Source organism: Pseudoalteromonas atlantica (assembly GCF_043641955.1).
Lineage (GTDB): Bacteria > Pseudomonadota > Gammaproteobacteria > Enterobacterales > Alteromonadaceae > Pseudoalteromonas > Pseudoalteromonas atlantica_A.
The window spans coordinates 63,843-75,919 of the sequence record NZ_JBHZRV010000003.1; the positions used below are offsets into that span (position 1 = coordinate 63,843).

The following is a 12,077-nucleotide window of genomic DNA, read 5'->3' on the forward strand; positions in this document are numbered from 1 at the left end:
GGTATGACTAATTAAAATTGCTTTATCTGCTCTGATAAAAATAAGTTGGTTATGTCAGCAACTATAGCCAATGATTCTTTATCCTCCTGACCCCATATAACTTGTGAGCCAACACTTTCGCAGCAAATAACGCCTAGTGGTTTATTGTCAATTAGATAGATGTAATCAAGTAATGAATAGATATCAAACGGTTCAAAGTACGATTTATTAAACTGTTTGGTAATTTCGTTGTTTCTGGCATCGGAGGCATCAAGTATTTGGTTTTTTAAAATGTAATCAAAGTATTCAGGGAAGTCATTCGCCGTTAGAGATGTATCAGACATGATTTGATTGTGCTCGTCGAGGCAAATCAAACAATTTATGGCGCTGTAATCTTTGTTAAATAGCCAAAGGCTTACGCGGTTTGAGTTTGGAATGAGGGCTTTTAATTCCTTGCAAATTTGTTTTAGTTTCCAATCTCGCGATGTATTAGGGTCACTTATCTTTATGGCTAAGTTTTTTAGATCAAGGTTATTTGGGTTATATACGTTCAATAAGCGATTAAACTTTGTCTTATCAAACGGTTTGGTTAAATAACCGTCCATACCAATATCCAGATAGTACTCTATATCCTGCTTCATCGTATTTGCGGTCATCGCGATGATTGGAACAGATTGACCATTTTGAGTTGCTCTTATGGCTTTAGTTGCCTGCATTCCATCCATTTCAGGCATTTGGATATCCATAAAGATTAGGTCGACAGGATTTGCTTTAAAATATTCAACGCATTCTTTGCCGTTATCAGTGAATACCACATTGGTGTTATGCGCTTTGAGCATTTTGCTAACGATTATTTGATTCACTTTATTATCTTCAGCAACCAAAATGTGGCAGCCTTGTAAGTCGGTAACCGTCATTTTCGGACTTTGGATTGTGTTATAGGTTGAGGCATCAAAGGTCTGTAAATAAGTGAACCTAGACCCTTTACCTTTTGTACTTGTAAAATGAATTTTGCCATTCATTAATTCACTTAAGCGAACACAAATAGTCAGGCCAAGGCCAGTCCCACCATATTGCCTAGACGTAGATATATCTGCTTGGTGAAACTCTTTAAATAAATTATTTTGCACTGACTCGTCAATACCCACCCCGGTATCAATAACTTCAAACTCTATGGTTTGTGAGTTTTTGTCGAGGTTTTTTACATTGACATTAACCTCTACTTTCCCTTGCTTGGTAAACTTAATGGCGTTTGAGCATAAGTTATTTAAAATTTGGGATATTCTGATAGGGTCGCCTTGTAAAGTGGCGGCTGATTTGGGATCTATAAATAAACTGAGTTTTATTCCTTTTTTGGTCGCCTGCTTCAATTGAGGTTTAACAACATTATTAACAACTTCTCTAAGATCAAAACTGATGTGCTCTATTTCTAGCTTATTAGCTTCAATTTTTGAAAAGTCTAATATGTCATTCACTATGTTCGATAAGTAACGCGCAGAATTTAATATATTAGTTAGCGAGCTGTCCTTATCCGATAGTGTTGTTTCAGCGAGTCCAAATTCTGCTAAATTTAAAATCCCATGCAGTGGGGTTCTCAGCTCATGAGTCATATTTGCTAAGAATTTACTTTTTAAATGGCTGGCAACATCGGCTTCTTCTTTAAGTTTTATTAGTTCTTGGTTTTGTGCTTGTTGACTCTTAAGTGCATTAGCTAACTTTTTATTGTGTAGTTTAAGTTCAAGCTGGGTAATAACCTCTTTGCCCAAAATAGTCAGGGCATTAACCTGTTTCTCATCTAGTTTTTTTGGCTCGTCACTAATAACACACAATGTACCAATCGCATTTCCTCTAGGCGTTAAAAGTGGTGCTCCAGCATAAAAGCGAATACTAGGGTCGTTTGTTACAAGAGGGTTGTCATGAAAGCGTTTATCGACAAGAGTATTTTGAATTTCAAAAATTTGTTTTTGCAAAATAGCGTGAGAACAAAATGCGATATCTCGTTCAGTCTCATTCACCTCAATACCGTACTTTGACTTGAACCACTGCCTTGTAGGGTCGACTAAACTGATAAGCGAAATAGGAGTTTCACAAATATCAGCAGCAAGTTTTGTTAAGTCATCAAATACTTTTTCAGCTTCAGTGTCTAATATGTCATATTCATACAAGTCTTTTAGCCTCGAGATTTCATCTTCGGGTATTTGCGCTTTTATCATTGTATTGCTCTGTGCTTGTGAGTTTTAACTATGTACTAATCCTATGAAAATAATGGCAAATTAGCTAGTTTATAGTGGGAATTGTTTTTTATTTACTCGAAAAGTGCATGTCTGCACACTAGCAGGTGTAAGTCTTAACCAGTAATAAAGTGAGTATAGTTTAAAGTTGGCATGTTTGAAAAAGTGCAGTCCGCTGTTAAGCGAAATAAGTATGCTATTAAAGAATGCTTTATGCGTATTGTTTACAATTTAATACAAATTACTGATTACTGCACTTGCATTGACTAAGCGTAAATCTAGATAATAAACAACTGAAATAACAATAAATTTAATGGATTAATGTGAAAAAATTTATACTTTTACCTATTGTCTCAGGGCTAACCTTGGCGCTAACTGCATGCGGCGGTGGTTCATCGCAGAATGAATCAACTAGTTCAAGTTCTCAAACAGCAAGTACAGGTTCAACCGTTCAAGCACAGACTATTTCGTTAAACGCATATACATACCAGTGCGGCGTTGAATCTCCTTATCAAGCTGACATTGTTTTTCATGATGCAAGCGGAGAACCCCTCGGCTCGTCTAAAACCAATGCGCAAGGTGAGTTTTCTGATGAAATCCCTATTGGTACAGTACATGTTTCGATTGTTGGAGCTGAGAAAGATAGCGATTTTGAAGACTACACTAAAATTCAAAGTGAACTCAGTATTCAAGGTCGTACCAATCTTGGTAAGTTTTATTTTACGGATTACACTGAAGACTGTGGTTGTCAGACGTATCAATTGGACAAGTCTGACTTAGGGAATATTGCCAATTACTATGACTTGAAAACAAGTTTTGGTAGCTACTTGGGCGATAGTATTAGAGTTTGCCCTAGTGATCAGAAGGTTTATTTAACAGCGGAATCTTTTAGAGACTATGATGTAAAAGCGGCTGTTATAGATATACCTACAGGCTCCGAAATCATCAAACTAAAAGAGTCTGACTTTAAACATCAAGGTGTTGATTTTTACCCAAGCATAAATCAATACGCTGAGTATGTTAGTTCCCGAGCGTATATACCGCAAGAACATCAATATCAACTAATTCGCACAAGCTCTGAACTTAATTCTAAACCTCTTCATATATTTCCATCCGTTACTGATCATAACTTTTTAGTCAAGCTTGACTTTGAGTCAAGCTATGTTGATTACGTTGATGTCGATTTTGTCAGTTACGCAAGAGATCGTGTGAATGATGATGGTAGTCATACAGATACTAGACTCCCTGTTATTTCTGATGAGCTCGCTGTTAGTTTGGTACAATTTGCTAATAATACTGAGCTTACTTATGACTTTAGCAATGCTGATGAGCGTTTTGCTCGCGCTCGATGGGAATTCAGCTTTTTAGTTGATGATGCGATGGAAACTCGTTTTGACTGGATTCTAAGAGGTGGCATTAGTGGTGAGATACCTGATTTGTCGTTTGGTGATGTTTTTCCTGAGCCGCAAGGAAATGTTACTCTCGATTTATTGGATTTACACTTATACGGTTACGCAGGTAATGCAACTGATGCGGCAACGTATCGTACATTATTGGAAAGAATTGCCGAAGGTGGGCATATAACGCAGCCTGAATTTAGCAATTATGTGTATTTGACTATGAGAGCTGATCTTTATTAATTAATCAAAGGGCCAGACTTTGTGGTTTGGCCCTTTATTAAAAGCTTAACAGCCTGCTTTACTATTTGCTTCCTAGTTGATCTGCAATCACCTCAAACATTTTTTTTACTTCAATTGGTTTAGCTATGTAGCCTTGCATACCTGACAGCTTTGCTTTATTTAAATCGGCTTCCATCGTGTTAGCTGTCATCGCTATGATCGGGATAGTCGCATATTTAGGCTGCTTTCTAATTTCAATTGCTGCAGTGTAACCATCCATATTAGGCATTTGGCAATCCATTAAAATACAATCGTAATCAGCAGCTTGAATAGCTTTTAGTGCCTCAAGACCATCACATGCAATTTCCACTATAAAGCCATTTTTGCGCAGTATTTGTGAGGCCACTTGTTGGTTTAATGGATTGTCTTCCACCAGTAAAATTTTAGCACCCAGAAGATCTTTTAAGCAGGTATTATCAGCTTGATTGCTGTTCTTTTTAGACATGCCCATCACATGTTCAAGTGTTTTGTTTAAATTACCTTTGATGATCGGTTTTAACAGTAGTTCGTCAGCACTTTTATTAAAATTAGCAAGGCAATCTTTTACTTGCTTGTTTTCAAATGAAGTGAGAATAATGAGCTTTTTAATATTAATAGACAATTGTGATTTGAGCTGTATGAGCCTCGTATTTTCTTGTTGATTGAGAATATGCCAGTCTATAAAAATAAAATCGTAGTTATTTAAAATACTCGGTGTTGTAAGTTTTTTATCGTGAAAACTGATTGTATCTGTGGTGATGTTTAATTTATTTAGCATGTCGTAAAGGATAGTTTCACTCACGTCAAGCTGCTCAATAATAAGTGCGCGTTTGTGCTTATAAATAGGGTGAGCGCTTGTAGTTTGTTTTAACGGCTTACCTAAAGAAACATCAAAACCAAAACAACTCCCTTTATTTATGTGGCTTTCAACACGTATTTCACTTCCCATTAATTCAACAATTTTCTTGCTGATAACAAGCCCTAACCCTGTGCCACCAAACTTTCTAGTTGTCGATACATCAGCTTGTGAAAAAGGTTTAAATAAAGACTCTATTTGCTCTTTACTCATACCAATACCGCGATCTAACACTTTAAAATTAATATCAATACTGTCTTTGTTTTGAGCTAACACCGTTATTTTGAGTGTTACATTGTTTCCATTAGAAAACTTAATTGCATTACTTAATAAATTGAGCAAAACCTGATTAAGTCTTAATGCGTCGCCAATGATAAAATCGGGAACGGCATCATCAACCTCAAAGTTCACTTCAATATTATTTTTTTCTATCAAACTACTGGCTAAATTAGCAAGATTAGCTAAAAAATCATTAACGTTTAAGGTTTCATTCTCGAGCTCAAGCTTACTAGCTTCTACTTTTGAAAAGTCTAGAATGTCGTTGATGATACCCAGCAATGACTTAGCGGATTGTTGGATTTTTTCGACATAGTCATATTGTTTGTCATTTAAATCTGTATCTAATGCTAGATAAGCCATGCCAATTATTGCATTCATTGGCGTGCGTATCTCATGGCTCATATTCGCTAAAAACATCGATTTTGCACGATTTGCTGCATCGGCTTCTTCTTTTGCTTTGTTTAAAGCACTAGTACGAGCAGCGACTTCTTGCTCAAGTGTTTCTGCTGCATTTTTGAGCGTCTTATTCGCTTGGTATAATTCAAATGACTTTTGCTCCAAAAGAGACTCAGCCTCTTTTCGAGCGCGACGTTCTCGCTCTATGCGCCTTTTATAAAGCTCCTCATCCATTTCAAGCTACTTTTGTTAATGTGAAGGTGGCTGTTTGATAATCTGGTTTTATATCGCTTTGGATAGTTATTTTTTCTTTGAAGTGCTCGCATGCTCCTTCAATTAACCCTTCTGCTAAACAAGCAAATGGGTTACCTGAGCGATAAATCATCTGCATTTTTTTTGGGCTGATACGAATAGTTTCAAAGTTCGGTAGCTCAGTGTCGTTATATAGTTTTTTTACTTCGATATGAACATGACGGTCGATTGTGTCAAGAAAATCAAATGTGTTAGTTACTGAATCAAAAAAGTGTGGGAAAAGGACAAAAAATCGATTCAGCAAATACTTTCCATAGGCATGGACTAGTTCATCAACAGGGGTATCTGTGTGATTACCTAAAGAGGTTACGAGCATTATAAGTTCTTTATTGTCGTAATTACCTACACTGGTGTAGGCGCCATCGGAAGAAAGTGAATTTTCTTCTATTATTTTATCAGCTACTTCATAGGAAAATTCATTTTCGACCATTTCTAAAAATTCGGTAAAGACTATGCCTTTCATGTGAGTGCTCTTTAGAGTGTATTAATTAAAGTTTAGATAGAATCGTAAAAAATACAATTTATGTGTATCTGGTTGGAATTATTTTAACGGGTGCTTTTTTTGCAATAATCGAGCGCGTTGGCGGGAAAATTATTTAAAAAATGTTAAACTTGTGTTTGTTCTATACTCTTTTTTGTTAGTTTAGTTTTAAACTGTTCTTTTTTAATGACTTACCTTTTTTAGGTAAGTGTCGAGCAGTGTTTTAAAGCGTAAAAAAGCAGGTCACATGTATTTTTACTTTTGCGAAAAGTACATCTAATTCAAAATAGCCTTTGAGCTATTAATCAGGTTTTAATTAGTGGGTTTTTATGTTGAACTTCTTTTCATCTTTATCTATTAAAGCTAGGCTTTCTATCGGTTTTGGTCTTGTTTTAGCGCTGTTGGTATTATTAACAGTACAAGGAATAAACCGTGTAAATTATATTGATAGAACGTTAGCGGAAATTACGGACTTAAATTCTGTAAAGCAGCGCTATGCCATAAACTTTAGAGGCAGTGTGCATGATAGAGCTATTGCCATACGAGATATTGCAATAGCAGATAGCACAGCACGAATATCACAGTATGAAAAGGAAATCCGCAGCTTAGAATCTTTTTATGCAGAATCAGAATCACAAATGGCGCAGATGTTACGCCAAGGTGTCGCATTTACCGCTAAAGAGCGCGATGTTCTTAAACGTATTGAAGATATTCAAACCAAAACGCTTCCCATCGTTGAGACAATTATTAACATGAAAAAAGCTGGTCAACAGGTTGATCAGAAAGTGCTTAATGAAGCAAGGCCTGCCTTTATTGAATGGCTTAACACCATAAACCAGTTTATTGATTATCAAGAAGAGCAGAACCAAATTGCAACGCCCCAAGCGAGAAATGTTGCGGGTACGTTTCAAAACTTTATGTTGATTCTGTGTGCAATTGCGATAGGTTTTTCTGTTGCTGTTGGCTTTTTAATTGAGCGCAGTTTGCGGGTGACATTAGGTGGAGAGCTAAATGAAGCGCAAGAAGTTATTGCTGTTTTGGCGGAGGGGGATTTAACGAAAAGTCTCAAAACACCTTACTCAAATAGCATATTAGATTCGCTAGATACAATGAGTACGAAACTCACTAGTATTGCAAAAAATATTATTCATGCTTCAGATAAACTTCAGGATAAAGTTGAAGAGGTTTCGGATGGCTCAACAGTTGTTTTAAACGGTGCTCAACAGCAAGCTCAGTTAACAATCGAAACAATTTCTCAATTGGGAAATATGAGTTCAAGCATTGATAGAGTGGCTGATATTGCGGCTCAAACGGAGATTAACTCTGAAAAAACAGCTAATAATGCTATGGAAGGTCGTAAAATAGTAAATTCAGCGGCGCAAGAGATGGAGCAAATAGCTACAACGGTTAACCAAACGGTAAACCAGATCAAGTTGTTAGATGAAAATACCAAGCAAATCGGCGGCATTGCAAGTGTGATAAGTGGTATATCTGAACAAACGAATCTTCTCGCACTGAATGCCGCAATTGAGGCGGCTCGAGCTGGAGAGTCTGGCAGAGGTTTCGCTGTAGTAGCGGATGAAGTGAGGCAGTTAGCAAAGCGTACAGGGGAGGCGACGTCACAAATAGAGTCGATGGTTAATGATGTACAAAGCCAAACTGCAGCATCCGTAGTTGCAATGGAGACCACCCAACCTCAAGTTGAAAATGGTAAAAAACAAATAATGCAAGCAACAGAATTGTTGAAACATATTGAAATGCAAGCAACAGACTCGTTGGAGCTTGTTAAACAAGTGTCAAGTGCAGCGACGGATCAGGTTCAAGTTGTGACCGATTTCAGTACAGCAATGGAGCAGGTAGCAGCGATGTCTGAAAACACTATCGATTCCATGAATAAAAATGACAAGGCAACTAAAATTTTGAGTGACTTATCAACATCACTTAAAAAAGAAGTTGGCTTTTTTAAGGTGTAACTGCCTGGTTTATTTCATCGAGCGCCAAGCAAATGTAGAGGCGGCAATAATAACAGCAACAGCGATACCTAAATAAAGTGTCTCAATTGTGCCGCCAAATTCTACAGCATGTTCTAAAAATAGAATAACTAGGACAACGGATGTCACTTGTACTAAAGTGATTTTTAAGTCATGGAAGTCTTCGATATGAAAAGCGGCAAGAAACTGACTCTTTTGCGGCCTGTTAGGTGTTATAAACAAGCGGTATAAACTAATTGTTATGACCTGAAGTGTAATACCGATCAATAACAAGTCTAAAACCTTTAATAGCTCTACAATAAGCTCTTTGCCACCTTTTGCTGAGTCAGGTAAATTAAAAACTGTTGCTTTGATAAGGTGAAACACGATATTGATACACGAAACATAGACAAGAAATGCAGAAATGGCAGCTGTCAGTACTGCGATAAGGACAAAAAACGGCTGTTTTGAAAAATACGTTCCATGGTAACTCACTTTAAAATCATAACAATACTGTTAGTAAGCATACAGTAAATTGGCGACCTTACTCGATTTTTTCGGTTTATGTTTAAAAGAGAAAGGGGCGCCTTTCCTCTTTCTTATTATAGTTACCGCTTAAGGTACAGTGTTATAATACGATTAAACTCGTTTCTAGCATTGCTTGAATTTTTTAACTATTTTAGCTTAAGTTTTAGGCTCAAACTGCGCAATACGCGGAATATGGATATGCCCGGTTGGAATGTCTGAATTCAACTCTGTACGTAGATGAACGCTGCGATATAAAATTTCGTTGTAGAAATAGCCACTTCTCTGTTCACAGCGATTGCGCTTTCAGGCTCTTTTAAATATTTAGATGTACTACTTTATTTGGCTATTAATATTTGCTCCAACTTACTATCCAAGTACATGCAAGCTAATAGTAATGCCAAAGATAGTAAGGGAATGTAAACCAAAGAAGGCACCACATCGCCGCGTATTACCACGTTAAATGCTATAGGCGATAAGATAATGTTAATTGCTATCACTCGATAAGTGAAAAGTATGACTCTGGTGAGCATGATTGATCATTCCATTTGCTTCTAATTGCGCTCATTTTAGAAACAAATGAAAAGTCTGACAAAAGGATAATATTCACGCTAAGAGTGAATGCTATTCACCCTTGCTGGTGATGAGGTCAGACTTTTTTAACCAATTAAGAAAACATTTTATATCGTGACGCTCAGCGTCTTCAGGGCGGTACACCGCATATAATGATTTTGCGTAAGGCATGGAATTTTGGAACGGCGTTACAATGACTCCTCTGCTTAATGGGATATTCTCAATTGGAAACATCGCTAATGCCATCCCCAGTCCCTGTGCGGCGGCATTGATTGCCGAGTCGTAATCGTTGAAACTCAGTGAGCGTTTACTATCTTTTAGATTTAACCCTACATATTTTGCCCAATATGACCATGCGTCGTCTACATAGGTAAAGTCGATTAATGGTAAACGGCTTATATCTTTAAGTAAATGTGGCTTGTGTTCATTTGCAAAGCTAGGTGAGCATACCGCTGAGATTTGAATGTCAGTCAACTTATGAACAATGCTGTTTGGCCAGTTTCCATCACCTAACCTAATGGCTAAATCAATATCTTCATATTGTAAATCAGATACTTTGTTCCCGATTTCGACTCTTATCTCAATGTCAGGGTGAGCCTCTTGGAATGCGCCGAGTTGGGGTATGAGCATATTGCTAGCTAAGGTTGTAAAACATGAAATTTTAAGAGAAGGTGATGCAAAGCGTTGTTGTAGTTTTTTTGTGCCTTGCTCAAATTGGCCTAAGCCTTTTTGAATATATTGTAGATATATTTTGCCAGCATTATTTACCGCGACTCCTCGGCTCTTACGTTGAAATAAATCAAAACCTAAATGTGACTCTAAGGCCTTAATTTGGTGACTGACTGCTGAAGGGGTTATAAAAAGCTCCTCACTGGCGGCTTTAAAGCTTTCTAACCTTGCAGCAGCTTCAAAAATACTGAGAAGGTGAAGGGGAGGGTATTTATGTTTCATTGATAATAGGCCGAAAATCTTTTAATTAAGCATAAATTAAAAGCATGAATAGGTGAATAAAATTCAATGTTTTTTGTTTGTTGTAAAGTGCATAGGAGCTAAAAGGGGGAGGTTATAGTGCCACTTAATATTTTAGGAGAAAAGTGGCACTATATGTATTATAAAGCTGTTAGGCTATGCTCAAGCATTGACTGAATTTGTTTAACTATTTTAGCTTCAGTTTTAGGCTCAAACTGGGCAATACGTGGAGTATGGATATGCCCAGTTGGAATGTCTGAATTCAACTCTTTGCGTAAGCGGATGCTGCGATATGAAATTTCGTTGGATAAATAGCCGCCGCCGCCTCCTTTCACAGCGATTGCGCCTTCAAGCTCTTTTAAAGACTTAGGCTCAAAGGCTTTTTCAAGAGTGACTACTTTATGGTTATCATTTATTTTGAATGCACCTTTGGCTTTAAGCATTTGTGTAACAGGTAAGCTAAATTCAACAAATTCATCACCTGGAAGAGGTCGATCATTCAAGCTGGAAATTTTAGGGGCTGAGGCTGTTCCACCATAAACAATGTTTACGTTATCTGGCGCTGTTACGCTTCGGCGTTTTCCCGGGAAGCGCTCTAAGTCAAATTCTTTACCGCCCATGCTAACCGTAACAATCATATCCACATTATTTAGTGCGTAATAAGGCGCAAGTAATTGTTCAATAATACCTTGGTCAAAGTCGGCGTAACGTACCGGAACCATAACTGTATTTATCTCAGCTGTTATACCTTTATATTTAATCACTTGGCCGTCTAATAATAGGGCTGCCACACCTGATGGGTTACTTTGATTAATGTGTTTATCGAGTAGAAATGGGTCAAAGCCTGTAAGTAAGATTTTTTTATCTGTGTTTTTTGTATAGGCAAGATCTGTGCGGCCACGGCTACCGTTTTCGAGCATCGTTAGAAGTGCTAAACGCTCTGCATCTGTTATGGCAAAATCAGGTTTATTAGAGCGGATAACTTTACTTGAAAGTAAACGTGCCCAATACAATTGGCGATCGTCATAGCTATTTGTTTGAGTTATTTGTGTTTTAGCATGGCGCCAGAGTTGTTTTGCGTAACCATTAATTAAATCGGTTGCTTGCTGATAACTACTGACACTTTGCCATGATTTTTTTAACGAATCCACGTTGTCAGAAAACGCAGTAACCACATTTGGCATAGCCGCTGTGGCTCTTTCAATTCGCAGTTCTTCAGTTGTTAAGTTTGCTGCAAGAGCATTAAACGATGAAGCGATTAAGCCAGTAGCAAGTAAAACATTTTTCATGAGTATCCTATTTAGTTACAGCGTATTGGTAGGCTAGAGTTACTATCCTATGGATAAAAGTTTAGCGCAAATAAAATCGATTATTAACAAAATCGCATCTACTTAGTTTAATAGTAAGCAACGCTCATTTATCAAATATTTTATAACTGGTATTCTATGCTCATTAATTTATTAAAGAGTAAATAGTATGATTAATGATAACGATGTCATTGACACCCTTGAAGAGCTTGACGCATTTATCCGTTTAGTTGAAAGCGGTGGTTTAGGTTTAAAGAATGTTTCAGGTTTGGCATTAGCAACCAACAACAGTAATAAACGTCCATTTATTGCTGTGCTTGATGATGCTCATAAATTATTGTTAGGTCGTTGGGTAACGCAAGAAGTATATGAAAATGGCAAAGATCTAGTGCGTGGCGGTTCTAAAAAGCCTCATTAGTCGCATTATCAAAAGGTGCTTATGCATATAGTGCGCTAAACTGACTCCGTGGATTACACGGTCCATAGAAAGTTATTCATTTAGTGCTGGTTTATATCTCGTATAAGCACCTCAATAGACAAA

9 protein-coding genes are annotated in these 12,077 nt (G+C 37.2%); 3 read left to right on the plus strand and 6 right to left on the minus strand.

Going from position 1 to position 12,077, the window contains the following annotated elements; all coding sequences use genetic code 11:
• Nucleotides 1–11: 11 nt before the first annotated feature.
• Nucleotides 12–2,192, minus strand: a complete 2,181-nt coding sequence (locus ACHUE3_RS07675) for a GAF domain-containing hybrid sensor histidine kinase/response regulator (RefSeq protein ID WP_394191783.1) — start codon at nt 2,190–2,192, stop codon at nt 12–14.
• Between the two features lie 341 nt (nt 2,193–2,533).
• Between ACHUE3_RS07675 and ACHUE3_RS07680 the strand changes: the two genes are divergently transcribed.
• The gene (locus ACHUE3_RS07680) at nt 2,534–3,850 is read left to right on the plus strand and encodes a hypothetical protein (protein WP_394191785.1); all 1,317 of its coding nucleotides are present in this window, start codon (nt 2,534–2,536) and stop codon (nt 3,848–3,850) included.
• Between the two features lie 61 nt (nt 3,851–3,911).
• On the opposite strand, the gene ACHUE3_RS07685 is transcribed toward ACHUE3_RS07680, so the two are convergent.
• On the minus strand, nt 3,912–5,633 hold the full coding sequence (locus tag ACHUE3_RS07685) for a response regulator (RefSeq protein WP_394191787.1): 1,722 nt from the start codon (nt 5,631–5,633) through the stop codon (nt 3,912–3,914).
• 1 nt (nt 5,634) lies between these two features.
• Nucleotides 5,635–6,174, minus strand: a complete 540-nt coding sequence (locus ACHUE3_RS07690; protein WP_394191789.1) for a heme NO-binding domain-containing protein — start codon at nt 6,172–6,174, stop codon at nt 5,635–5,637.
• Between the two features lie 347 nt (nt 6,175–6,521).
• On the opposite strand from ACHUE3_RS07690, the gene ACHUE3_RS07695 reads away from it, so the two are divergent.
• The gene (locus ACHUE3_RS07695; RefSeq protein WP_394191791.1) at nt 6,522–8,165 is read left to right on the plus strand and encodes a methyl-accepting chemotaxis protein; all 1,644 of its coding nucleotides are present in this window, start codon (nt 6,522–6,524) and stop codon (nt 8,163–8,165) included.
• Between the two features lie 9 nt (nt 8,166–8,174).
• Here ACHUE3_RS07695 and ACHUE3_RS07700 read toward each other — a convergent pair whose 3' ends face one another.
• The 3 genes from ACHUE3_RS07700 to ACHUE3_RS07710 all read right to left on the minus strand — a co-directional run bounded on the left by ACHUE3_RS07700 (nt 8,175) and on the right by ACHUE3_RS07710 (nt 11,518).
• Nucleotides 8,175–8,657 carry a YqhA family protein gene (locus ACHUE3_RS07700; RefSeq protein ID WP_394191793.1) on the minus strand — a complete coding sequence of 161 codons (483 nt, stop codon included), beginning with the start codon at nt 8,655–8,657 and terminating at the stop codon, nt 8,175–8,177.
• A gap of 654 nt (nt 8,658–9,311) precedes the next feature.
• Complete coding sequence (locus tag ACHUE3_RS07705) at nt 9,312–10,211, minus strand: LysR substrate-binding domain-containing protein (RefSeq protein WP_394191795.1); 900 nt, start codon at nt 10,209–10,211, stop codon at nt 9,312–9,314.
• A gap of 158 nt (nt 10,212–10,369) precedes the next feature.
• A complete protein-coding gene (locus tag ACHUE3_RS07710; protein WP_394191797.1) occupies nt 10,370–11,518 on the minus strand; it encodes a hypothetical protein in 1,149 nt (382 codons plus the stop codon).
• Nucleotides 11,519–11,705: 187 nt separating this feature from the next.
• On the opposite strand from ACHUE3_RS07710, the gene ACHUE3_RS07715 reads away from it, so the two are divergent.
• Nucleotides 11,706–11,954: a hypothetical protein gene (locus tag ACHUE3_RS07715; protein ID WP_394191799.1), complete on the plus strand. Its 249-nt coding sequence runs from the start codon at nt 11,706–11,708 to the stop codon at nt 11,952–11,954.
• The last annotated feature ends 123 nt before the right edge of the window (nt 11,955–12,077 follow it).

Coding starts and splice junctions, on each gene's coding strand:
- ACHUE3_RS07675 (WP_394191783.1), bottom strand. CDS start 2,192: ATGATAAAAGCGCAAATACCCGAAGATGAAATCTCGAGGCTAAAAGAC.
- ACHUE3_RS07685 (WP_394191787.1), bottom strand. CDS start 5,633: ATGGATGAGGAGCTTTATAAAAGGCGCATAGAGCGAGAACGTCGCGCT.
- ACHUE3_RS07690 (WP_394191789.1), bottom strand. CDS start 6,174: ATGAAAGGCATAGTCTTTACCGAATTTTTAGAAATGGTCGAAAATGAA.
- ACHUE3_RS07695 (WP_394191791.1), top strand. CDS start 6,522: ATGTTGAACTTCTTTTCATCTTTATCTATTAAAGCTAGGCTTTCTATC.
- ACHUE3_RS07705 (WP_394191795.1), bottom strand. CDS start 10,211: ATGAAACATAAATACCCTCCCCTTCACCTTCTCAGTATTTTTGAAGCT.
- ACHUE3_RS07710 (WP_394191797.1), bottom strand. CDS start 11,518: ATGAAAAATGTTTTACTTGCTACTGGCTTAATCGCTTCATCGTTTAAT.
- ACHUE3_RS07715 (WP_394191799.1), top strand. CDS start 11,706: ATGATTAATGATAACGATGTCATTGACACCCTTGAAGAGCTTGACGCA.